The organism is Amycolatopsis acidicola (assembly GCF_007713735.2).
Lineage (GTDB): Bacteria > Actinomycetota > Actinomycetes > Mycobacteriales > Pseudonocardiaceae > Amycolatopsis_E > Amycolatopsis_E acidicola.
Window position 1 is genome coordinate 34007 of the sequence record NZ_VMNW02000020.1, and the last position, 23625, is coordinate 57631.

At 67.8% G+C, this 23625-nt stretch carries 22 protein-coding genes; 1 reads left to right on the forward strand and 21 read right to left on the reverse strand.

Going from position 1 to position 23625, the window contains the following annotated elements; all coding sequences use genetic code 11:
• Positions 1–313 precede the first annotated feature (313 nt).
• Positions 314–1300: a LacI family DNA-binding transcriptional regulator gene (locus FPZ12_RS16260; RefSeq protein ID WP_166462773.1), complete on the forward strand. Its 987-nt coding sequence runs from the start codon at positions 314–316 to the stop codon at positions 1298–1300.
• Positions 1301–1312: 12 nt separating this feature from the next.
• Here FPZ12_RS16260 and FPZ12_RS16265 read toward each other — a convergent pair whose 3' ends face one another.
• From FPZ12_RS16265 to FPZ12_RS16360, 21 genes are all read right to left on the reverse strand, one after another.
• Positions 1313–2716, reverse strand: coding sequence for an MFS transporter (locus tag FPZ12_RS16265; RefSeq protein ID WP_144752360.1), 1404 nt, complete (start codon positions 2714–2716; stop codon positions 1313–1315).
• Positions 2717–2857: 141 nt separating this feature from the next.
• Positions 2858–3298, reverse strand: coding sequence for a cupin domain-containing protein (locus FPZ12_RS16270; protein ID WP_150980350.1), 441 nt, complete (start codon positions 3296–3298; stop codon positions 2858–2860).
• A 12-nt stretch (positions 3299–3310) separates the two neighbouring features.
• Positions 3311–3787, reverse strand: coding sequence for a cupin domain-containing protein (locus FPZ12_RS16275; RefSeq protein WP_144748057.1), 477 nt, complete (start codon positions 3785–3787; stop codon positions 3311–3313).
• Between the two features lie 48 nt (positions 3788–3835).
• Entirely contained in the window at positions 3836–4696 is an 861-nt protein-coding gene (locus FPZ12_RS16280; protein ID WP_144748058.1) for an aspartate/glutamate racemase family protein, read from the reverse strand.
• Complete coding sequence (locus FPZ12_RS16285) at positions 4693–5646, reverse strand: sugar phosphate isomerase/epimerase family protein (protein WP_166462774.1); 954 nt, start codon at positions 5644–5646, stop codon at positions 4693–4695. The genes FPZ12_RS16280 and FPZ12_RS16285 overlap by 4 nt, the downstream gene beginning before the upstream one ends.
• Before the next feature lie 410 nt (positions 5647–6056).
• Positions 6057–6599: a cupin domain-containing protein gene (locus tag FPZ12_RS16290; RefSeq protein WP_144748060.1), complete on the reverse strand. Its 543-nt coding sequence runs from the start codon at positions 6597–6599 to the stop codon at positions 6057–6059.
• 270 nt (positions 6600–6869) lie between these two features.
• Positions 6870–7022: a hypothetical protein gene (locus tag FPZ12_RS45610; protein ID WP_166462775.1), complete on the reverse strand. Its 153-nt coding sequence runs from the start codon at positions 7020–7022 to the stop codon at positions 6870–6872.
• Entirely contained in the window at positions 7019–7657 is a 639-nt protein-coding gene (locus FPZ12_RS16295) for a TetR/AcrR family transcriptional regulator (RefSeq protein ID WP_144748061.1), read from the reverse strand. The genes FPZ12_RS45610 and FPZ12_RS16295 overlap by 4 nt, the downstream gene beginning before the upstream one ends.
• Before the next feature lie 3 nt (positions 7658–7660).
• Positions 7661–10105 carry a glycoside hydrolase family 3 protein gene (locus FPZ12_RS16300; RefSeq protein ID WP_144748062.1) on the reverse strand — a complete coding sequence of 815 codons (2445 nt, stop codon included), beginning with the start codon at positions 10103–10105 and terminating at the stop codon, positions 7661–7663.
• Between the two features lie 2 nt (positions 10106–10107).
• Positions 10108–11208 (reverse strand): LLM class flavin-dependent oxidoreductase, encoded by a 1101-nt coding sequence (locus tag FPZ12_RS16305; RefSeq protein ID WP_144748063.1) that lies wholly within the window; start codon positions 11206–11208, stop codon positions 10108–10110.
• Between the two features lie 23 nt (positions 11209–11231).
• Complete coding sequence (locus FPZ12_RS16310; protein WP_166462776.1) at positions 11232–12350, reverse strand: flavin reductase family protein; 1119 nt, start codon at positions 12348–12350, stop codon at positions 11232–11234.
• A 154-nt stretch (positions 12351–12504) separates the two neighbouring features.
• Complete coding sequence (locus FPZ12_RS16315; protein WP_144748065.1) at positions 12505–13563, reverse strand: maleylacetate reductase; 1059 nt, start codon at positions 13561–13563, stop codon at positions 12505–12507.
• Positions 13550–14422 (reverse strand): dioxygenase family protein, encoded by an 873-nt coding sequence (locus tag FPZ12_RS16320; protein ID WP_144748066.1) that lies wholly within the window; start codon positions 14420–14422, stop codon positions 13550–13552. The genes FPZ12_RS16315 and FPZ12_RS16320 overlap by 14 nt, the downstream gene beginning before the upstream one ends.
• Positions 14423–14427: 5 nt before the next feature.
• A complete protein-coding gene (locus FPZ12_RS16325; RefSeq protein WP_208025867.1) occupies positions 14428–15165 on the reverse strand; it encodes a siderophore-interacting protein in 738 nt (245 codons plus the stop codon).
• Positions 15166–15167: 2 nt separating this feature from the next.
• A complete protein-coding gene (locus FPZ12_RS16330; RefSeq protein ID WP_144748067.1) occupies positions 15168–16106 on the reverse strand; it encodes a VOC family protein in 939 nt (312 codons plus the stop codon).
• Positions 16103–17284 (reverse strand): alpha/beta hydrolase family protein, encoded by a 1182-nt coding sequence (locus FPZ12_RS16335; protein WP_144748068.1) that lies wholly within the window; start codon positions 17282–17284, stop codon positions 16103–16105. Before FPZ12_RS16335 ends, FPZ12_RS16330 begins: the two co-directional genes overlap by 4 nt.
• A complete protein-coding gene (locus tag FPZ12_RS16340) occupies positions 17274–19079 on the reverse strand; it encodes a CocE/NonD family hydrolase (protein ID WP_144748069.1) in 1806 nt (601 codons plus the stop codon). Before FPZ12_RS16340 ends, FPZ12_RS16335 begins: the two co-directional genes overlap by 11 nt.
• Positions 19080–19105: 26 nt before the next feature.
• Positions 19106–20230 carry an FAD-dependent monooxygenase gene (locus FPZ12_RS16345; RefSeq protein WP_144748070.1) on the reverse strand — a complete coding sequence of 375 codons (1125 nt, stop codon included), beginning with the start codon at positions 20228–20230 and terminating at the stop codon, positions 19106–19108.
• Positions 20231–20409: 179 nt separating this feature from the next.
• Positions 20410–21471: a sugar phosphate isomerase/epimerase family protein gene (locus FPZ12_RS16350; RefSeq protein WP_144748071.1), complete on the reverse strand. Its 1062-nt coding sequence runs from the start codon at positions 21469–21471 to the stop codon at positions 20410–20412.
• The gene (locus FPZ12_RS16355) at positions 21468–21863 is read right to left on the reverse strand and encodes a C-glycoside deglycosidase beta subunit domain-containing protein (protein ID WP_144748072.1); all 396 of its coding nucleotides are present in this window, start codon (positions 21861–21863) and stop codon (positions 21468–21470) included. The genes FPZ12_RS16350 and FPZ12_RS16355 overlap by 4 nt, the downstream gene beginning before the upstream one ends.
• Positions 21864–21903: 40 nt before the next feature.
• Complete coding sequence (locus FPZ12_RS16360; protein ID WP_144748111.1) at positions 21904–23454, reverse strand: GMC oxidoreductase; 1551 nt, start codon at positions 23452–23454, stop codon at positions 21904–21906.
• Positions 23455–23625 lie beyond the last annotated feature (171 nt).

Consider the following 23625-nt stretch of genomic DNA (forward strand, 5'->3'; position numbering starts at 1 on the left):
CAACAGTAAAGCTTTACTGCCCCGGCTGGCAAGAGCACCGGTCCAGGGCCCGGCGATCCCGGCCCGGAACCGGAACCCGGCAAGCGGCCCAGCGCAGGCACGGACCTGCGAAAAGACGAGACCTGCCAAGGAAAGCCCGGAATCATTTCGTGCACAGGCGGGGATGTTCGCGGCCGGGCGGGCAAACAGCCCTCCCAGTTCCGCTAGACTGCCGGCACCACGAACAAGAATCGGAACACAGGTGAACGAACCAGCTAAGAACCGAGTTTCCCGGTCCCGGCAATTCACACACCAGCGCGTTACGATCCACGACGTGGCACGTGAGGCCGGCGTATCCACCGCCACGGTCTCCCGTGTCATCCGCGAAACCGGCTATCCCGTTTCCGCGACCGCAAGGCAGCGAGTGGTCGATGCCGTGCGCAAGCTGGGTTACTACCCGAACGACCTGGCGCGAAGCCTGCTGAGTGAGCGCACGAACAATATCGGCGTCATCGTGCCCGATCTGTCGAACCCGCACTACCCGGCGGTCATGATAGGCCTCGAAGAAATCGCTTCCCGGCATTCCTACTCGGTGATACTGCACACCACCGACGAACAGCCTGAAAAGCTCGCGACCTACCTCAAGTCGCTGGCCTCGAAACGGGTCGACGGGGTGGTGCTCGCGGCGGGCGGTACCGACCCCGACGAAGAATCACTTCGCGCGATCGCGGACATGCGCATGCCGGCCGTGGTCGTCGGGCGCTACACGGACACCCGTTTTCCCACTGTGGAGTCGAACAACCACCTTGCCGGCAAGCTCGCCGCGGAGCACCTGCGCCAGCTCGGGCACCGCCGGATCGGGATCCTCACCGGTCCTCCGGAATCGAGCTCTTCGGCGGACCGGACCGAGGGTGCCATCGCCTTCCTGACCAGCAACGGGGCGCCGGTCGACGAGTCGCTGGTGGTGGGCGGGGACTACCTGGCGGAGAGCGGCTATCTCGCCGCCAGGCAGCTACTCGGGCTCGCCGGCCCGCCCACCGCGCTGATCGCGGCCACCGACCGCATGGCCGCCGGTGCCATGGCCGCGGCACACGATCTCGGTTTGTCGCTGCCTGACCAGTTGTCGATCGTGGGATACGACAACATCGACATCGCGCAGTACCTGCGCCCGGCCCTGACGACGATCTCGCTGCCGGACAAGCTCATGGGCCGCATGGCGATGACGAAGCTGCACGAGCTGATCAACGGCCGCGCCGTGGAGCACCACTCGGTTTTGGACGTTCAGCTGATCGTGCGGGCGTCCACGAGCCCGGCGTCCTGACGGACGCGCGACTCAACGCCGGCTGAGTCCCCAGCGCTTCTCCCGCTCGGCCATCGCCCAGCCGCAGCCGACGACGACTGCCCCGAGGCCGATCATGAGGATCCAGATACCGTTGTCCGCCTGACTCCACGTACCCGCCCCACTGGTCGCGCCAGGTGACACCACATAGCCGACCACTGCCACGCCAAGGCAGGTGCCGATGGATCTGGACGTCGACGCGAGGCTTGCCGCGACAGTGGCGTCTTCCGGCGGAAACGCGGCCAGCACGATGTTGCTGATCGGCGGGTTCACAAACGTGACGCTCCCGGTGATGACCACGTAGGCGAGCGCCACGTACACCAGCGGCGTCGACGGAGTCAGCCCGGTCAGCATCGCGGCACCGGCGCAGATGCCGACACCGGTGAGCACCAGCGGCAGCACGTTCCCCCGTGCTTCCGCCAGACGCGCCGCGAGCGGTGACGCCAGTGCCATCGCCACTGCCGCGGGCACGATGCACAGGCCGGCGACGATGGGGCTCAGCTGCCGCACGTACTGGAGATAGAGGGTGTTTACGAACAACATCGTGCCCATCACCAGGTACACCAGCGCGCCGGCGGCCAGCGCGGCGACGACCGCCCGGTTCTTCAGCCTCCGGTAATCCAGAATCGGATTCCGCGCGACACGTTCCCAGCCGACCAGCCCGCAGAGCCCGACGGCCGCGAGTGAAGCGGCGACCACCACGGCCGGCGAGCCCCACCCCAGCCGCGGCGCCTCGATCATCGTGAACGTGGCCGCGCCGAGCGTCACGAGGATCAAAGCCTGGCCAGGGACATCGAGGGTGGTGTCGCTCCGGCGCGGGATGACCGGGATGTGCCGGCGACCGGAAACGATCATGGCCAGCACGATCGGCACGTTGATCCAGAAGATCGATCGCCACCCGATGCAGTCGGTGAGCAGCCCGCCTGCACAAGGGCCGAGCCCCTGCGTGACACCCATCGTGGCGCCCCAGACGCCGATGGCCCTCGCGCGCTCCTTCCCCGCGCTGAACACCGTCGACAGAATCGCCAGAGCGAGCGGGTTCAGCATGGAGCCGCCGATCGCCTGGAGACTCCTGAAGGCGATCAGCCAGGAAGCGTTCGCCGCCAGACTGCACAGGAACGAACCGATACCGAACGCCGCCAGCCCGAACTCGAAGACCCCCCTGCGGCCCAGACGGTCACCGAGTCCGCCGGACACGATCAGCAAGCTGGCGACGACCAGCGTGTACGCGTCGACGATCCACTGCAGACCGGTGACGCCGGATCCCAGCTCGGAACCGATCCGCGGCAGCGCGACGTTCACGATGGTGCTGTCTATTCCGACGAGGACGACGCTTGCGCAACAGATGACCAAAATGATGTTCGGCCTGATCGGTCCGCTACGCAAGGGCGCCTTCAATACATCTCCTCATGGGAAAAAAAGGGGCGAACCGCGGCTGATCGCGCCGCGCGGAAAAAGAAAGGCAGAAAAAGAAAGGCACTGGCAAGGGCGTTCGGTCCGGCCCCTTCCCGGGGCCGGACCGAACGCCCTGTCCGCCGGCTACTTCACGCCGTGCTCGGCGAGAATCTTCCGGGCTTGCTCCGGCACGTCCATGACGCGCCCCTTCGCGGTCTCCTTGCTGTTCGCGCCGTAATGCGCCATCAGCAGCTCCGCCTCCTCGTCGCCGATGTTGGAGAGCAGGAAGCCCTCGCCCGGCGAGATGTAGCCGCTGGTACCGCGCGGGCAGAGGTGGCCTTCCGATTCCTGGCCGTCCTCGGAGACCAGCACGGCCAGAACCGTGCCACGCGAGACGAAGAACGCGATCTCGGTGTCATGCGCGTGCAGCTCCGTCGTGGCGCCCGGGTCCGCGGTCGCGTCGACGTAGAAGAGCTCCTGTGACTCGCATTCCCCTGCCGAGCAGATGATCTCGGAGTGGAAGCCGGGCCAGTAGCTGTCCGTCTTGTCGGTGTTGGTCCGGTCGATGACCTTGGTCAGTCCCACTGTCCATTCCTCTCAGGTGCGGGTCTCGAGGTCGAGCTCGTCCAGCGTCAGCCCCCGCGCGGCGAGGTGCTCGACGACGACCGACGGCGGGTCGACCCAGACCGTCCCCGCGCCTTCCTTTTCGTTGGTCCCCGCGTAGCAGAAGATGACTTCGCCGGGCTCGGTGTCACTCCGGTTGATTCCGACGTGGATCTCGCCCTTGCCGACGTACCCGAAGGTGCCGGGGTCGCAGTCGGTCGACTTGAAGTCGTTCGTCTCCTCGGAACCCGACAGGTGGGTGTTGTGGCCCGAGAGAAGGTGCCAGATGACTTCGACGTTGTTGTGGACGTGCGCCTGGTTCCGCGCACCCGGCGGCATCAGGGTGTAGCCCATCACGATCTTCTTCGAGCCCGTCGTCTTACCGCTGACGGCGAATTCGATACCGAAACCGGTCTCGAAGCCGAGATCCAGGTCCCGCTTCTCGGGCGGCGGATTGATCTTACTGCGCACTGACTACTCCGTTTCCTCGATTTGCCGCGCGTATTTCTGCACGGACGCTCAGAGAATCCGTGACCGGGACCGGTCCGGCCGGTCCGGCGGGAACTGCAGCGCACTCGCGCTGAGCCCGAGTTCCATCAGGAGCTTCAGCTGGACGAACGCACTGGAATATCCTTCGAGTACCGGGATGTCCCAGCCCCGTTCTTTCAGGCCGGCCCGCACGAACGGCTGCAGCCAGAAGGTTCCCGAACAGCCGAAGGTGATCACCTCGGCGCCGTCCTCGAGTATCGCGCTCTCCGCCGCGTCGACCGCGGCCTCGACCGCTTCGGTCTTCTCGCCGGCCAGTGCGCGCTCCTTCTGGACCGGCAACGAGTTCCGCTGGTCGTCGTATCCGGGACGGCCGAGCGGATAAGGAATCAACCGCATCGACGCGAAACGCTGCTCCATTCCCGCCTGGCGAACCAGATTCCGGTAGTACATCGCGTGGCTCTCCGCCAGGTCGATGACGGAGAACTTCGATCCGACCATGGCCGCGACGTGGAACTGCGCCGTCGCGCACGAGGTGACCGGCACGCCGTGTTCGCGGCCGATCTCGCGCGATTCCAGCGCCCCGGGCTCACCCCCGCCGAGCAGCATGATGCCGTCGTAGTCACCCGACTTGGCGAGCTCCTCGACGATCGCGAGCCGCGCGGCCGCGACGAGCGCGAACTCCTTGCGGTTCTCGACCGGCCAGTCACCATAGGGCGCCAGCGGGCCGGGGTGGAAGTCCCAGTCCACGTCTTCCAGGTACTTCCCGAGTCCGAGGTTCTCGTAGTTCATCAGCAGTTCTTGCTTTTCGCCCCGGACGTTCCACGTCAGGAACTCGCTGTCCTCGGGCAGCCGGAAAGGCTGGACCAGGACAATTCGCCGCCGCCCGCTCATGAGTAGATCGGGGTCAGGGAGGTCTCGATGAACTCCTTCGCGCCCGCGATGGTCGCGGGCGGGTTCGACGCGGCGTCGAGTTCGACGATCGCCCATCCCTCGAAGTTGTGGTCACGAAGTGTCCGGACCCATTGCGGCCAGTCGACTTCCCCCAGGCCCACTCGGGCGAAGAACCGGTGGTGCGACTTGAAGACACCGTCGTCGAGGACCTGCCGGCGCGGTACGCCGGACTTCGCGTCCTTCCAGTGGGTGATCTCGATGCGAGTGTGGTGGTCCTTGAAGATCTCGCTCGGGTTCGAGCCGCCCGTGGTGATGTGCGCGGTGTCGGGGCAAAAGTTCACGTAGATCGGGTCCGTGCAGGCGAGAAAAAGATCGATGTCACGCCGGAGCCAGAGCACCGCGTGCGTCTCGGGGTGAATGGAAAGATTGACCCCGCGCTGAGCGGCGATATACCCCATCCTGTTGAGGACGTCGGACAGCCGCCGCACATAATCGTGATCGATGAAAGTGGGCGGGTCGGCATTCCAGGTCGTGCGAATCGGCAGCCCGGCGATCATGATCGAACAACCGGCGGCGCGCAGGAAGTCCGCATAGTCCGCGACATCGGCGTAAAGCTTCTTTTGCTGCGCTTCGTCCCGCCAGTCGCCGTCGAGCACGAGACCGGTGAAGAACCCGCTGCAGACCTCGAGTCCACGTTCGGCCACCGCGTCCTTGAATTTCTCGGCGCTGCCGTACCGAGTAAGGGCGTTCTGCCAGTGCCCGGGCCCGAAGGTGATTTCGATGCCGTCGATCCCGGATGCACCCAAAATGTCGAGCGCCTTGTCCCAAAATGCTTCGGGCTTGATCACCGTATTGTCGTAGAACTGGTTGAAATCGCTGATTCCCCACAACTCCGTGTCGTAGAGCGTAATCAGGTCGATACCGTACTTGATCTTGCGTTCTTGCACCACGTCCGCACTCTCTCCTCTCCCTTGAGCATCCCCGCGGTCACCGGCCGGCTGAGCCTCGGGATCGCCGTGAACCGGGGTCGCGTGACCGTCCGTGACGGGGCGTCCGGAATCGTGCCCGCAGCCGATAGTAATGCATTACTATTGCGAGCGGTAGGGCTGATGCTCTGCGCGGCGGCGGGACGGGACAGGAGAGAGACCCCCGGAGGGGCGCGTCTTGGTGAGCTTCGAAGGCCTGGGGTGGTGAGGAAACAACCTGGTAAGTGCACGAACGCGCGTCGGCTGCACGCACCCGGAGACGCCATGCCCACCGGGCTGCCACGGCGGGAATGTGGCACGCGTGGATCGTTCGGCGGACAGGGCCAAGTGCCCGTCCCCGACGAGCTGGACGGGCACCGCTGGCCTGCTGCACCTTAAGGCTTGGTACCGCCGATGAGGACGAACGCAAGGACACAGGGACTGTCGGACCGGTTGGACCATGCATGGGCGGTGCCACGCTGGACGAGCACGTCCCCGGCGGTCATCTTCACCTCCGTGGCGTCGAGAACCGCCCAGATCTCTCCACTGAGGACGATCGCGTAGTCGATCGAATCGGTGGTGTGGAACGCCAGGGGCTTGACCTCGGTCCCGTCGGCATCGAACCGCCAGTCCTTGTCCGGTGGCAACTCGAGAACCCGGAACACCGAACCGTTCCGCGTCGGCCCGACGGACAGGGGTTCGTCGGTGGCATACGGGTCGGCGAGCGGCGCGTGGTTGTCGGCAGGGCTCTCGTCTGTGCGCCACAGGTTCGTGACCACGTAAGCAGGGGTACCGTGCCCGACACTCGCATGTGGACACTCCTCGTCCATGACGATGGTCGACTTGCCCGTCGCGTCGAGACCCGTGACCAGGCGGCGCACTTTCGTGGTGCCCGGTGCGGGCTCCAGGCCCGCGGTGAAGGGGTTGTACTCGGCCACAAGAACTCCTCGGGAACGGCTCGTGGCGGCTCGGCGGAGCCACCGGTCGCCTGGACGGTAAATCCGTTCCCAGGGCGCGGCTATCCGGATGCGGCGCTCGTTGTCCGGTTCTGGCGCCGCTTACGGTTCCCGGACCACGTGCGCGCGGATCCGCCCCTCCGCGTCAGTCCACCCCTTCGAGCGCGCGAAGGCGTTCATACCCTCGAATTTCGTCAGCCAGCCCGTGTCGTTTTCTCCGCCGGCCAGCGTTTTCACGACGAGCGGCGGGATTCAGACGGACGACCCGGTGTCGTCGGCAACGCACCCTTCCCGCTCGACGATCGCCGTCAGCTCCACCACGTTCAGTCCTGTGTGGACACTGAACGAGGTGAACTCTTCGGCGTTTTCCAGTGCAAGCCCTGCCCTGCCGACGCGGATGATCACGAACTCTCCTCGCGCTGGTAACTGAGGTAGCCGACGACGGTCAAGGTGAGCTGCCGCAGCGAAGCATCCCAGTCTCCCTCATAGGCGGACTCCGCGGAGCTGCCCAGGCCCAGGTAACGAGCGAGCACACTGTAAGCGACTGTGAAGGACCACGAGATCGCCTCCTCCACGTCGGGCGCGGCGATTTCATCACCCACTTCGCGCAGCCGCTCCGCCCAGTGCTCCACCATGACCGCATGCCCTCGCTTGCCCATGGCCGCGATGCGCTCGTTCCGGAGTGCCGCCACCATGCTCGGCCTCAACACGGCGGCATGGTCACTCAACAGCGAGCCGACCACCCGCACCAGCCAGTCCACCCGGCCGGGGAGATCGTGCGCGATCCCTGGCGCGGTCATGCGCGCTCGCACGTCGTCGACCATCGCCTCGACGCCCTGCTCGTGCAGGTGCTCGACGAGGTCCTGCTTGCCCGCGAACCGGTTGTAGATCGAACCGATGGATACGCCGGACCGCTCGCTGACCTCGTCGAGGGTGAACCCGTCGTTTCCCCGCTCGGTCCAGAGCTCGCGGGCGGTGCCGACGATCCGCTCGAGCGTCAGCTTGCTCCGTGCCTGTCGTGGTGTGCTGGGGCCTGCCATGCTTCACTTCTGTGGGATTTCGTCCGGGTCCGCGGCCGTGCTGATGGTGCGCGGTTCATCCCATCGCACGTAGCCGTGGCCCAGCATATCCACCGAGGACCGGCCGACCAGCACCTCGTAGAGCGCGCCGTCGTCGATCACCCAGGCCCCGCCGGCGTCGAACCATCCGGCGAAGGCGCGGACCGGCAGCGTCAGGCGGGTAATCCCGGTTTCGCCCGCTTCGAGGTGGACCCGGGCGAACTCGGCCAGCCGCGTCCACGGCTGGTGCGCGCGCCGCACGTAGACCTGGAACACCTCACTGGTGGCCCTGGTCCCGTCGTTGCGTGAGCGCACCGTGACCCCGACCGAGCCGGGGCGCGCGCCCTGTTCGATCGTCACCGAGTCGACAGTCACCCGCCCGTACCCGAGGCCGTGGCCGAACCCGAACCGGGGAGCCGTGCCGGTCGCTTCGAAATGCGCGTGGCCGACCGGTTCGCTTCGGTCGTAGTCCAGCGTTAGATCGGTGTCGAGCTCCTGTCCCCAGCCGGCGTGGTCCTGGTCGCGTACCGCGATGGTCACCGGCAGCCGGCCGCCGGGCTCCTCCGCGCCGACGATGATGCCGGCCAGCGCCTCGGCCGCGGCCTCCCCGCCGTACCACGACATGAGCACCGCGCCGGCGTCGTCGGCCCACGGCATGTCGACCGCCCTCGAGGCGTTCACGACCACGACGACGGGCTTGCCCGTCCTCGTGAGTTCGCCGATGAGCGCCTCCTGGTCTTCGCCGACCCCGCTGGCGGCGAGGTCCGCGCTCTCACGGGAGGTGCTCTCGTCGTCGCCGACAATGACTACGGCTAGATCACTGTCTTCGACGAGCCGCATTGCGCTCCCGAGAGCCGCTTCCCGCGAGTCCTGCGGCGTCAGCACTGTGAGCGAGAGGGCCTGGACGTGGCTCGCCTCGAAGTCTGCGGTCGCCGCCAGAACCACCTCGTCGCCGGCTTCGAGGTCCACCCATGCGCGCTCCGGCTCGCTCCGGGCGACAACTCCCATGACGTCCGCGGGCGCGGGCGCCGGGCGGGTCACGACCTCGCGGCCGTCGATTTCGAGACGGAGCTGACCGGTCCCGGCGACGCCGAACTCATACCTGCCGGTTGCCGGAGCCTCGACGACGGCCCGCACCCGCACCCGTCCTTCGGTCCGGGTGGATCCATACCGCGGAATCCGGTGGAACCACACGAAACTCGCGGCCGTCCGCACCTCCTCCCGCGCGGCTTCACCGGCCGGTTCGTAAGTGACGAGCACACCCCTCTCACCGCTCGGGGTGCGCGGGCGGACACTCGCCAAAGGACGGTGCTCTCGCACGGGGATACCTTGTGCCCAGGCGATTTCGGTCGAGGTGCCCTGGCATCTGCCGGCGAGGGCGGTGACGAGGTCGGCCGGGTCCCTAGCGGGAGCGACCCGTCCGAAGGTGCCGCCCTGCAGGGTCAATCGCCGCGCGAGAGGTCCGATCACAGCGATCTTGCGTGTCATGCCCGGGACGACCGGGAGCACGGCCTGGTCGTTCTTCAGCAGCGTCGTGGCCATGGTCGCCGCTTTGACGAGCACAGCGTCCGCATCGGCAGAGCGGGCTTCCTGACGACGCCGGAGCCACGAACTCAGCGCCCGGATCCGGCGGATCATGTCTTCGAGGCGCTCCGGGGTCACCTCGCCACGCTCGACGGCACCGGCGAGGAACGAGCCGAAATGCCTTGCCGGGCCTGGCATTTCGAGGTCCACCCCGGCATTCGCCGAAGCGGGCCCGTCCTCGATGCCGAACCAGTCCGACGTGAGGACGCCGTCCCAGCCCCACTCCCGCTTCACTACATCGACCAGCCTGGGATTCGCCACGCAGGGCACACCGTTGAGCCGGTTGTAGGCGGTCATCATCGCCCGCGCACCGCGTTTGGCGGCGAACTCGAAGGGCACGAGGTAGGTCTCGCGCAGTACCGGGGTACTGACCGCGCTGTTCATGGCACGTCGTCCGGTCTCGGTGTCGTTCGCGACCAGGTGCTTCGGACTCGCGGCGACGCCCTGTGCCTGGATCCCCCCGATCATGGCCGCGGCCAGCCGGCCGGTGAGCAGCACCTCCTCGGAGTACATCTCGAACGCCCGGCCCGAGAAGGGATTCCGCGGCACACCCAGGTTCGGCCCCAGCAGCACGTCGATGCCACGCTCCCGGGCCTCGCCGCCCAGCAGGAGACCCAGCTCCCGGGCGATCTCCGCCGACCAGGTCGCGGCGATCGCGGTCCCGCTGGGGATCAGCGTCGACCGGTCTCGCTCGTCCAGGGTGAGGCTCACGACGCCCAGCGGGCCGTCGGCCAGTACCGCGGCGTCGATGCCGAGCGCGGGCACCGCGACAGTCGTGTGCGAGTCCGCTCCGGCCGTTGCCGGAGCGGACTTCACGGGATCAAGGCCCGTAGCGGGGTCGGGCATGATCAGCGATCCCGGAACGCGGGAATGACGTCACGGCCGAAGAGTTCCATGGCCTGCGCGGTCATCGCCGCCCGGAAGGGGGTGAGCGGACCGCCCATGAACCCGCCGAGCACGTTGCCGATCCCGATCTCGCGGTAACGCCGGAGCTGCTCGGTCACCGACTCCGGGGTGCCCCACAGGCACCAGGTCCGCTTCCATTCCTCGGTCCGGGCATCGGGTGCGTCGCGGAGTCGCACATTGCCGATCGTCTCCGCCTTCTTGTTCGCGACGTGCTCCCGCTCGACCGCCGCCTGGTACTCGTCGACGAGCCTGTCCAGCTCTTCGCGGGCGCGTTCTTCGGTCTCGGCCAGGTGCACGAACTGGAACGAGACCGAGGTCCATTCGAGCGCGTGCGTGACGACCTCGTCGGGATGCCCGGCGGCCAGCAACGCCGTCTGGTAGTCCGCGAAGTGGCTTTTGACGTGCGACACGGGATCCAGCCCGGCCAGGACGGGCGGGGTGAAGGTCGGGATGAACGCGGGCTGGGCGAACCGCGCGGCCCGTTCGACGCTGGAGGGCCGGGCCGCCACGGACATCATCGTCGGCCGCGGCCGGGTGTAGGGCACCGGGACGATCCGGGACACGACGGTGCCCCGGTACCTGCCGTTGTCGAACACGACCGGATCGTCGTCCGGTTGCTTGGCCCACAGGCGTTCCACGATCTCCAGGTTCGACCGGGAAAGCTCGGACGCCTCCGTGAAGTCCACCCCGAAGCCGATCATCTCCTCGGGCGTGGTGCCGCTGCCGACGCCGACCAGGATCTTGCCGTGGGTCAGCTGGTCGAGCAGTGCGAGCCGTTCGGCGAACCGCACCGGATGGTGCAGCGGGACGGTCTGGACGGAGAACCCGAACCGCATCCGCTCGAGCCGCCCGGCGAGGTAGGCCGCGAACATCATCGGGTCGGACGCGGGCGGCGAGTAGCCGGTGAAGTGGTGGTCCGGCAGGAAGACGGCGTCGAAACCGTTCCGTTCGGCGTCCACCGCGTGCTCGGTCATCGCGCGGATGACCGGCGCGTCTTCGGCCGGGCCGGCGGAGCGGGTGGTGAGAAAAACCGAGAAGTGCATTGTGGACTCCCGTCGTGCTGGATTCAGGGCCGGCTGAGCTCGCCGGCGGCGCGCAGCAGCTCGCCGGCTAGCTGTACGGCCACGGCAGGACTTTCGCCGCGCCGGATGTCATCGAGTACGAGCGCGAGTTCGACCGATCCCGCGGGGCCGAACACGGGGACCTGGATGGAGGTGATCTCCGCTGGATCTCCGGCCGCCGGACTGGCGGCGGCCGCGAGCTCGCGCCACAGGTTCACGAACGAGCCGCGCGCCGCGGTGCTTCCTCCGGCGAGCCCCTCGAACCGCCTAGCGATGCCAAAGCCGGTGGAGATCCCATAGCCCCGTGCGCGGGTCCGTTCGAGTACCGAGCCGATCGCCGCGCGGTCGACGGCGCCCACGAGGTGCCGCGAGTTTTCGGTCCAGGTCCGCCGCCGCTCGTCGTCCCAGGCGACGAAGACGCTCCCGAACGGGGCAGCGAAAGGAAAAACGGCTGCGCGAAGCGGCTTCGCCGGCCGAGGCGAAGCACCACCGAGTGCGACCACGGAGTCGCCGGCGACTCCACTCACCCGCACGCGTCTGCCGATCCGCCGCGCCAGCGCGTCGAGCGTTCCTTGCCCGTTCTCGATGATCGCGAGCCGCCTCGCGAGGCGAGCCGGGTCGAGGTCAGTGCCGGGCGCGGCGAACCTTCCGTACCCACCGCGGAGAAAGAGCAACGGGAGCCCGGAGTCACCGTTCCCGACGCCGAAAGCGGTGACCTTCCCGACCGCCAGACTGTGATCTCCGAGAGACGTCACCTGGGTGATGTCGGCGTCGAACCAGGCGAGCGCACCGGCCGGGCGCGGGATGCCCGCCTCCCCGGTGACCCAGGCCCCCTTCGCGAACCGATCCGCATCCTTCTTCGCGACAGCGCGGCAGAGTTCTTCGTGGCCGTCCCCCAGCACGCTGGCGGTGAACCGACCGGCGTCCGCGATCCGGGGAAAGGTGCCCGATTCGCGGCCGGGGAAGAACCCGACCAGCGGCGGATCCTGTGACACGGCGGTGAAGGTGCCGACGACCATGGCGACGGGCTCACCGCGGACGTCGACCGACGAGATGAGCGTGACGCCGGTCGGGAACTCGCCGAGGACGGTCTTCCACCACCCGGTCTTGTTCGTCTCGGTCATGCTGTGCCCTCTTCCTGGAAGCCCCATATTAGAACCTGAGTTCGTGTTCTAATATTGCGAAAATAGCGCCCACTCGCGCGGGTGTCAACGTGGTCCGCGGCGGTGTCCACGGCACCGCCGGTCGAGCGCTTCACCCGCGCGCGGCGTTGCCGGGTCATGGCCGGACAGAACCGGTCCAGGCCGAGCGAACGACGTCCAGAACCGCGCTTTCGGTTACCGGACGGGGATTCACGTAGGGCCGCGCCAGCACTTCGTGCACGACGAGCGGGATGTCCTCTTCACGCATCCCCAGCTCCGCAAGGGAGGTAGGTGCCCCAAGCCGCCGCGCGAGAGAAGCGATCGCGCGGGCCGGCGCGCTGTCGCCGGTGGCACGGGCGAGCGCGGCGGTCGCCTCCGGCGCGGCGGGCAGGTTGAACGCCAGGACATGCGGCAGGACAACGGTATGCGTCGCCGCGTGTGGCAGGTCGAGCATGCCGCCGAGTACGTGGCAAAGCTTGTGGTGCAACGACATCGTGGTGACGCCGAGCACCGATCCGCACAGCCAGGCCGCGTAGAGGGCACTCGCGCGGGCGTTCCGGTCTCCGGGGGTCGCGTGCAGCCGTGGTAAGGCGGCCAGCATCGCCCGCGCTCCCTCCTCGGCCATCAACGAAACGACTGGAGAAGCATCACGCGCGTACAGCGCTTCGGCGGCGTGCGCCACCGCGTTGAGCCCGCTGCTCACCGACACCGCGACCGGCAGCTCGTGCGACAGCAACGGGTCGTAGAGCACGCATCGCGCGACGACCGCCGGGTCCCGCCCAGTCCGTTTCACGCCCTGGTCCGTCAAGCCCCACACCGGAGTCATCTCGGAGCCGGCGTACGTGGTCGGCACGGCCAGGATCGGGAGCTGGTTCCGCAACGCCAGCCCCTTGGCGAGGCCTGTCGTGGAACCGCCACCCACCGCGAGCAGACCGTCCACTCCGGACAGTAGTGTCTCGGCGGCCACGACGGACTCGACAGGCACGTGCATCCGCGCGCCTGGGAATACAGCCGCGATCCGGTCTCCCAGCGGAGCCGCGACCGACCGTGCGAGAGCCTCCTGTCCAGGTGTGCAGAGCAGAAGAATCCGCTTCAGCCCAAGACGCTCGGCCTCCGCGCCGATCTCGTGTGCTCGCCCCTCGCCGAACACCACCCGCACCGGGAACGGCTGGTGGTCGAACTCAGCCGGAACCATCGCCCTCCTCGGGTTCGATGACGATCCGCGGCGTCGCGAGCACGAACGGAACGGTTACGCCGTACTGGCGGGCGAGGTCCTCGTCCCGGGATTCGGTGAAGTCGGTGAGCAAGCTCTTGCGCACCGCGAACACCGCGTCCGAGTCGATGTAAGGACTGCCGGCCACGAACAAGTGCGTCGTGAGCGCGCGATGCCCCTCGGCCTTGGCGATGAAGTGCACGTGCGCGGGGCGGTACGGATGACGGCCCGTCGCCTTCAGCAGCTCGCCGACCGGCCCGTCCTGGGGAATCGGATAGTGGCTGGGCACGACGGTCCGGAACCAGAACCGCCCGCCCTCGCCGGTCCGGAACAGGCCCCGCCCGTTCCCCGGCGGCTGGATGCCGGGTTGCTGCACGTCGTAGAACCCGTCCTCGGTGCACTGCCACACGTCGACTTCGGCGTCCACCAACGGTTTCCCGTCGGTGGACAGCACCGTGGCGTCGATCACGCACGGCCGGGCACCGCCCAGCAGGTCGATCGACTCACCGTTCTTCCGCTGCGGCGAAGCGACCATGTGGAACGGGCCGAGCACGGTGCTTTCCGTGCCCTCCTGCTGGCCGTTGATCGTCTCGGTGAGCATGGAAACCCCGAGCACGTCCGACAGCAGCACGAACTCCTGCCTGGTGTCGTCGCACTTCTGCCCGATCCGGGTGAGGAATTCGATCGCGTACTCCCACTCCGCCAGTGTCGGCCGGAACTCGAACACCAGATCGTGCAGATGCGGCACGAGCAGGCGCAAGAACGCGCGGAGTCTCGGGTCGGTGGTCTCCTCGAAGCTGGCGAGGACCGCATCCGTGGCGGTGTCCTCGTTGTAGTCCACGGTTCTCACTCCTCCCCGGGATCGAGCGCGGTTCGCTGGTCGGCGTCCGCGGTCCCCCGCCGCCAGTAACCCCGGACATCCGCCTGTTCCGGGGCAAGACCTAGTTCCCGCCTCAGATAACGCCGCACGGGAACCAGTTCCGTCGCCTCGCCACGCGCCCAGACGTAGCTCGCGGTGAGGTCTCCTTCGTCGCGCATCGCCGCGACCGGGTCACTGATCCACCGGATCGTCACGTGTGCTGCTCCGACCTGGTCCAGATACGCACGGTCTTCCTCGTCGGCCAGCCACGCCAGCAGCGTGATCCGCGCCGGGTCAGGTGCCTCCTCGATCCACCGGCAGGCCGCGGGAAGCGCTGTCTCGTCGGCGAGGAGGAGCACGCGCCCGGCATCGGCGGGCAGCGCCGCCGTACCCCGCGGGCCACCCACGTAGAGCCGGTCACCCGGTCGCGCGCGTGCTGCCCAGGCCGTGGCCGGGCCTTGGTCCCCGTGCACCACGAAATCCAAGTCCAGTTCGCGGGCATCCGGGCGCCAGGCGCGGGGAGTGTAGTCACGCGACGGACGGCCTTCGGTGTCGGGAAAGAAGACCTTGACGTGGTCGTCAGGCGACGGAGAGGAGAAACCATCGAGCTCCTCCCCGGTGAGGGTGACGCGCACGAAAGACCGGCTCAGCTGGTGGACCCGGCTGACCGTGAGATCACGTCCGCGAGCGTCCAGCCGGCGGCGCGGCCTGGAGTACCTGTTCACGATCAGACCGGCGGCGGGACGAACAGTCCCTTGTCGACGTCGTTGAACGACCGGGCCGCGACGAACTCGTTCATCTCGTTCGCCGTGCCCCACTGGTCGATGATCTCGGCGTTGGTCAGGTCGTGCACCGAAGGATGCCAGGTGTCCTCGTCGACGAGCTCGAGTTCAGTGGTGTATTCGACGGTGTTTCCCACCGGATCCAGGAAATAGCTGAAGGTGTTGTCCCCGGCGTGGTGCCGGCCCGGCCCCCACACCTTCTCGACCCCGTTCCGCAGCATCCGCCCGGAGCCGCGCATGTACTCGTCGATGCCCCGCATCTCGAACGAGGCGTGGTGGAGTGCGACGTGCGGTCCACGGGCGACGGCGAAACTGTGGTGCAGCGCGTTGCAGCGCAGGAACCACATGAACTCGCCGCGGGCACCGATGCGGAGGGTGTCCGACAGCCGGAAGCCCAGATGCTTGACGTACCAGGCAACGGTGGCCTCCGGCTGGGCCGAGTTCATCACCACGTGCGAGAGGCGGACCGGAATCGGCTCGCGTTCCTCGATGCGCCGGTGGACGCGGGTCTCGACGCCGGCCGACACCTCGACGACGCGGCCGTCACCGTCGAAGAACCGCACACCGTAGCCACCGCCGAGGGTTTGCAGTGCCTTCGGTTCGTGCACGAGGTTGACACCGGCGCCCGCGAGCCGTTCGGCGAGGAGGTCCACATCGGCCGGAGTCGCCGCTCCGAAGGCGACGAGGTCGAGGCGTTTCTCGGGGCTCTTGCGCAGCCGCACGATGTAGCGTTCCGGGGAACCTTCGGCGGCCAGGAAGCGGACATCCGTGTCACCGCCGACGTCGGTCAGGCCCCACAGGCCGGTGTAGAACGCGCGTTGCCGTTCGAAGTCGGGCATCGCGATGTCGACGTGCCGCAGGTGCGTGATCAGGTGCTCGGTCATGAGCTTTCTCCGGTTCGCGAAGGGACAGTGGGCTGCAGGCGAGCACAGAGCCAGGTCACGATCGTCGGCATGACGGGCCCCTCCCCCATGTGCCCGCCAGGGAACATCCGCGCGGTCTTGGGATCGCCGTACCGCAGGCTCAGCGGGATGTCGTCGGAGGAGTTCTGCTTGTCCGCCACGCCGTTCACCATCAGCAGCGGCGCGGAAGGCCGATCGAGCAGGCCTTGGTCCAAAAGGGACAGTTCAGGGCACCGCGCGACGTAGTCGGCGAACGTGTGTCCGCCGAAGATCCGCGCCCTCGTGGCCATCAGGTCCATCAGGTACGAAGACGCGTTGCGGGACTTCTCCTGCCATTCCGGCTGGAAGGTCAGGTGCACCCCGCCGCCCCAGTTCACCGCCGCCGCGAGCTCGTCCTTGTGCACGTAGGCCAGTTTCATCGCCCAGTAGCCGCCGAAGGAGAGCCCGAGCGCCGCGCACCGCCCGGCGTCGAGATCGCTGTCCGCAAGCCAGCCGAACACCGGCTCCCACATCCGCTCGGCGTCCGCGCTCGCGAGTACCGGGGCCTCCCCCACGCCCGGCATGTCCACGTGCAAGGTCGCGAACCCGTGTTCCCGCAGCAAACGACCACGGGCGTAGGACTCTTCCTTCCACACGTCGATGCCGCCCCACATCATCACGACCGGCGGATGCGTGACCCCAGCAGGCCTGGCCACGTGGAAGACGACCTTTTCGCCTTCACCCGCGCGTCCCCGGAACGGGACTTCGACGCGCTCGACCGGGGGAGATTCCAGAGCCATGGCTTGACCGAAGTATTCGCGGGCACGGTCGTAGCACGCCAGCTTCGCCGGATGGACGGGCGAGGGATAGCGTCCAACGGCCGAGAAGACGTACGCCTGGAAATAGGCGCCACGGGCGGCCTCGCGGTCACCGCGTTCAGCGGCTTCCACGGCGGCGGCCGCGAACTTCCCGGCGCCCCGAGTCCAGTCCTCGGCCCAGGTTTCCGGGTCGGTGCCACGAAGATCGCCGATCACGCGGGTCGCGGCTTCGACGTCGATCGCGCTGAAGGGGTTGCGCCGGATCTTCAGGTGGGCGTACAGCCATTCCTTGGCGTCGGGAAGCGACCGGCCTTCACCGACGGTTTCCTTGAGGTCCTGGAGTTCACTGGTTTCAGAGTTCATCGGGGATCACCGGGAGGAGGAGTCGGGACGGGTATCGGGTGTTGTGGAAGATCTTGTGCAGCGTGGTCTTCGCACTGTTGACGTGGTAGGGCACGTATTCGGCGTTGGTCGCGCCGGCGACACCGGTCGGGGCGTCCATGCTCATGACGTCCAGGCAGATCCGGTGTCCCTTGCGGAACTGGTTCGCGGTCGCGAGGATCTCGATGTTGTACTCGACGACCTCGCCGGGCCGGACGGCCTGCCGTGCCGCCCTCGTCAGTTTGTGGAAAGGCTTGTACGGCAGGGAACGCTCGTCGTCCAGCGCCCGGTTCGACGCTTTCAGCCAGCCACGGGTCAGCTCCCGCTCCGGCAGGTCCCTGCGTACGTCGCGTTCACCCTCGCGCACGGTCTGGACATGGTCGTCGGGACCGACATCGCTCAACGCCACGATCCAGTTGGTGTCCTCGGCATCGATCGACGCGAACAGCTTCAGCGAGGACGGGCCGACGACCGTGAGGTCTTCGTTCAGCGGCGCCGAGAGAAAACGCAGTCGCGAGACCTGGCGGGTCTGGGAAAGCGGCATCTGGACGAACGCGTCGGGCGGGATCCGATCGTCCACGGAGGACGGCGTGAACGGCTCGGTACGCAACCGCTCCCAGCTGTCCAGATAGAACGGCGTCCACTGGGTGCCCGGCAGCGGCCAGTCCGCGTCGGTACGCCATTCGTTCGCGCCCTGCAGCCAGTAGCGGACGGCCGGTTCCTCGACGACGCCGGTGTCCATGCCCTTCAGCCAATGGTCGTACCAGCGCAGGATTTCGCCGTGCAGCCCATGGAACGGACGCTCGATGTGAGCGGGCCCGGCGAGCAGCATCTTCTTCGTGGTCCGCAGGTGTCGCCAGTAGGTTTGGGCACCCTGCAGATGGGTCTTGTAGGTGTAGCCGTACCAGCCCGACCCGGTGTAGACGGGGATGTCGATCCCCCCGATCTCCCGCTCCGAGCGGTCCGCTTCCCCTTCCGGCACGTAGGGGTCGATGAGCACGTTGAAGAAGGTGGGCAGGTGCTGCCCCTTCATCGTGACGACGTTGTACAGATGCGGGTGAAGCTTGTAGTCGTCGTTGGCCATGGCTTCGCGCCACAGCTGCTCACGCTGTTCGTCCAGCTCCCCCGGCGCGCCCTTGTCCTGGTGGAAGACCCCGAAATGCGAGACAAGGTAACGGAAGAGATGCAGCACTCCGCCGGGGTACTCCTCACGGAAGCCGCCGAGCGTGCCGTACGCGCCACGCGGGTCGAACGGGAAGATCGCCTTGAGGTGCGGCGGACCTTGCCGGGCGACGTACATCTGCTCGGCGCCGAAACCGGAGATCCCGACCATGCCGACGTTCCCGTCACACCACGGCTGCCGGGCGATCCACTCGATGAGGTCGTAGGAGTCCCACTCACGGGAGCCACCCGAGCCGGCTTTGCCGATACCACGCGGCATTCCGATCACATGGATGTAGCCGCGCGAGACCAGGAACCTGGTGTCACCGGCCTCTTGCGGGCCACACCAGGCAGAGGACCACGAAGGCTGCGGGGGCAGCGCCTCGGCCAGCGCGGGCCCCTGGATGTCCTTGTTGTAGATGGCAAAGGCGAGCAGGGCGGGCAGTGGTTCCGCGGTGTCGGGCCGGTAGATGTCGACGCAGAGTTCGACCCCGTCGCGCATCGGAACTCGTACGTCCCGCTCGACGATCAGCTTGTCGTAGTCGGGTTCTCGGGTGTACTCGCCGGGCAGGCGCTCCGCCGAGGCGGGGCGGAGGGCGGGCAGATCGGGTGACACGGTGAACTCCTTGCTGGGGTGTGGTTTCACGCCGGGGCGGCCAGGGCCCGGTGAGCACGTTCTTGCAGCGGGTAGACCTCGGCGTGGCGCCCGGCACGCTCGAGCTCGCCGATCCGGACCGACGTGTCGACGACCAGGCGGCACCGTTCCAGCCGCCGGTGCCCGAAGCCGGCGAGCGCCTTCTCCACGACCGGCTCGGCGCCGAGCTCGGCGGCGAGGACCACCGCGTCCTCGATCGCGAGCGCTGCGCCACTGACCAGCTGAGGCGACGGGGCGTGCGCGGCATCTCCGATCAGCACGGACCGCCCGGCGTGCCACGGACCGTCCACGAGCACGACCTGGACCGGGCGGCGCACGATGCCGGCGGGCTCGGTGATCGTCTCCCGCAGCTCCGCCACGCGGCCTCCGAAGGGCGAGAGGAGTTCCCGCATCGTCGAGGCCAGCGTGTCCTCCGGCAGGGCGTCGCTGGGAGCGTCGTTCTCGGTGACGAACACGTAGGCCTGTTCCTCGGAGATCGGCACGACCCCGGCCCCGTGCCGGGCGCCCGCGAAGGTGTGGAGCATCGTGGCCCACTCCGGGCGCGGGACGAGTGCCCGCCACACCATCTGACCGGTGAATCGGGGCTCCCCGGGGATACCGAGCAGCGAGCGGGTGCCCGACCGGATCCCGTCGGCACCGACCACCACGTCGACCACCCGGACCCGGCCATCGCTCAAGGTGACGACACTCCGGTCCGGCTCTTCGTCGATCGCGGTCACGGTCGACTCGGTCCGGATTTCGGCGCCGGCGTCCAGGGCGGCGTCCCGCAGGACCCGGTGCAGGGCGGGGCGCGCCAGCCCGACCTGTGCTGGCCGTCCCTTGCCGAGCAGGCTCGGCAGGTCGATCGTGTTCCGCACAACGCCTTCAGCGTCACAGTTGGCGATCTGCTGGACGCCGTACCCCTCGGCGATGCAGCTGTCGGCGAGCCCGAGGCCGTCGAGAGCACGAAGAGACGGCGCGGTCAGGCTCAGGCCCCAGCCGGCGATCATGTGGCCCGCGCTGATCTCCACGACCTCGACGTCGTGGCCTGCCCTCGCCAGCGCGACGGCGTGGGTGAGCCCGGCGATCCCCCCGCCCACGACGAGCGCGGTCCGGGTGGTGGATGAGTTCACGGCAGCTCCAAAACACCGAGGTCAGTGGGTCCGGGGCCGAGAGTAGGTCGCCGCGCGATCCGGAACTATCCGCTTCCGGCGGCCGGTGGCCGGTTTTCGTGCCCAACTTCCGCGTCCACAGTGGACAAAGCAATGCGGCCGCCCCCGCGATGGTGGGGCGGCCGCATTGGCGGGAAGTCTCAGAGACTGGTGACCAGCCGGGAGCCGAGTTCCTCGGCGGTCCGGCGCAGCAGGGCCTGCTGCTTGCCGATGATGTCGAAGGCGTCGTCGTGGTCGTTGAAGTGGAATCCCTCCCACTCGCTGGAGATCACGCCCGAGTAGCCGGCGCGCAGGTAGACGTCCATGATCTCGCGGATCGGCACCGACGGTTCGTCACCGTGCTCGTCGATCTCGTAGAACTTTCCGTGCGTGTGCACGGTCCATTTCATGACCTCCAGCCAGTCCTCCGGCTTCTGCTGCCCGAACAGACCCGCGGCGTTGACCATGATGTCGTGGGCGAACTTCTCGCCGCCGAACCGCCTCGCGAGGTCACCGAACGCCTGCCGTTCGGCGCCGATCTCGGCATCACTGAGCAGCGGGCCGCGTTCCAGGCCGGCGTCCCACATTTCGTCGATCGCGTTCAGGAGCTTCTCGTCCGCGCCCTGCGCCCGGAACCGGGACAGCAGGGTGCGCGGCACCTTCCGCATCGAGACGCCCCAGTCGGGGATGAACCCCAGGTAGGGCGAACCGAGCTTTTCGTAGCGTTCCAGTAGCGCCTGGATGATCGGATGCCGGACCGAGTGCTTGCTGTGGATCTCCATGCCCAGCCGGACGTCGTTGGCTTCCGCGACCGGCAGCAGCCGCTCCATGTCGTCCGGCGTGACCGAGTACTGGACCCGCAGCACCGGGAAACCCAGCCGGTGGGCGACCTCGATCTGGGCGCGCATGTACTCGACCATCTCGTCGTCGGTGAGCGCCCGGTCGCGCCGGAGATAGGCGTCCGCGTTGGCGCCCAGGGCGCTCGGCTTCAGCCCGGTGTCGGCGAGGAGTTGCTTGAACCCGTTGACGAACTCGTCGGTCACCGCCGGGAAATCCCGGATGGACTGGAAACCGACGATCTCCAGTCCGGGCCCGAGCCCGCGCTCGGCAACCTTGCGCACCAGGTCTTCGAACGAGTACCGCCTGCCGTGGAAGTCCCGGGTGAAGCTGTACAACGTCACACCCTGCATCGGTGTGCCGAGCCGGACATCGGCCGCCGTCATGAGCGCACCTCCGTGGTGAGTCGTTTCGTGTTGCTCTCGGTGATCACGAGTGGCCCGCCGGGCACCGGCAGATAAGGGATCGACAGGCTCAGTCCCGCCTCCACCTCGTGCTCTCCGGGCCCGACAGTGGTCTCGACCGCGACAATGCGCGCGCTGTCGAGCACGTACCACCACTGCTGCCATTCCTCCGCGAGCCCGGCTTCCGTGTATTCGGCGCCGTTGACCCCGAACCGGAGCTTTTCCCGCGGGATCTCCGTTCCGTCGATGGTGAGCCGGAGGTTCAGCACCGAGCACAGGGGAAGCGCGCGGTACCAGGGCATCCGCACACTTACCTCCACTCCCCGCTCGGACACGTGCATCGGCACGGGCTCGACCAGCTGATCTGCGAGCATCGTCGTCCTTTCCGCTTGCTCTCGACGCCGGGCACGGACGTCAGTCCAGCCCCGGCAGTCCCTTCGCCGCGGCCTCGGCGGCCCGCAGCACCAGCGCGACGCTGGTCAGGGTGGGGTTTCCGGCGGTGGGGGTCGGGATGACCCCGTTCCCGCCGAGGTACAGGTTCGACAGTCCCCAGACGCGGGAGGTGTCGTCGGTGACGCAGGTGCCGTCGTCGGCCGCGCCCATCCGCACGGTTCCCTGGTAGTGCAGGGAACTTCCGGGTTCCAGGATCAGCTGGTGATCCGGATCGCGCAGCCTGCCGATCGCCGCGGCGCTGCGCCGCAGGAAGATCTTGGCCCGTTCGATGTTCTTCTCGTCGGTCTCGGACAGTCCGTACTCGATCGTCATCGCCGGCATGCCGTAGAAGTCCCGGGTCTCGTCGGAGAAGACGACCCGGTCTTCCGCGCGGAGATCCTTCTGCACGAAGTACCCCAGGCCCACGGACTCCCGGTTCACGCCAGCGGCCTGCTCCTCTTCCGACAGTGGGACCGGTGACAGGTCGAACTGCATGACCTGCCCGTGGAAAGGGTGCACCTCGTCGCTGAACGGGATCCAGTAGATGCCCGCCACCGGGTCGTCCCCGCCCCGGGTGCGCTCGTCCGGCTCGTCCAGTTCGATGTCGACCAGACCCATCACCTGGGTGTGGTCGTTGAGGTACCGGCCCAGCGCGCGGGGCCGGATTCCCGACGCCCACAACAGTTGCGGCGTCCGGAACGAGTCGGCGGCGACGAGCGCGAGGCTCGTCCTGATCTGCCAGACCTCACCCGAGGACTGGTCGCGCACCTCGACCGCACGCACCTCGTCGCCGTCGACGACCAGCCGGGTCGCGAGTGTTTCCGCCCGCAGCCGGACGTTCGCGCCGCCCGGCAGGTGCGCCCAGATCGCGGCGGGCCCGGTCCACTCCCGGTGCTCACCCGCCCGGACCGCGAGCGGCATGGGCGCGGGCAGCCGGCCGATGGGCGCGGCCGCGGCGTACTCGGTGCGAAGGCCGTCGAGGACCTTTTGCCCGGCTTTGCTTACCGGATAAGCGTTCTGAGTGACCCGCAGGAGCGCCTGCGCGTCCGCCAGCAGCGCGGACCACTCACTGTCGGGGATCAGGCCGACTCGTTCCGAGCCGTAGGGCGCCGGGCACGCACACGTCCAGTGGACACCCATCCCGCCGACGTTCGCCGACATCGCGGCCGCCCGCATGTCGCCGGCGACGCCGGTCAGCGAAGTCAGGAGAAACGTGCCGGGCCGGGCCAGCGCCTCGGGATCCTGCAAGGCCCGCCCACGGGCCCGGTCCTCCAGCGGCGAGATCCCGTAGGTGCGCTGGACCGGCCCTTGCGACGCCACCTGCAGCGACGCGCGCTCCTCCAGATCCGCGATGTTCTTGATGTTCGTTCCCGGTACTCCCGGAAGCCACGGGCCTGCCTCGATGACCAGGATCGAAGCCTCCGGCCGGAGCTGGGCCAGCCGGACGGCGGCCGCGCTGCCCACGGGGCCGCTGCCGATCACGACGATGTCGGCCGAGCCGGGCTTTCCGGTTTCCCGCGACGGCGGGTGCATGTCGCTCACAAGTTCTCCTTCAGGCGCCGCACTGCAACCAGACTCAACAGGTTATGCACATTTTAAGCTAAACACAACCGAGAATGTCGACGATTGCCTACTCTAAGTGATCAACAGTGATCCCTGTTACGCAATAGGTCTTGTTTTTTGCATGAACTACACATAAGTTGA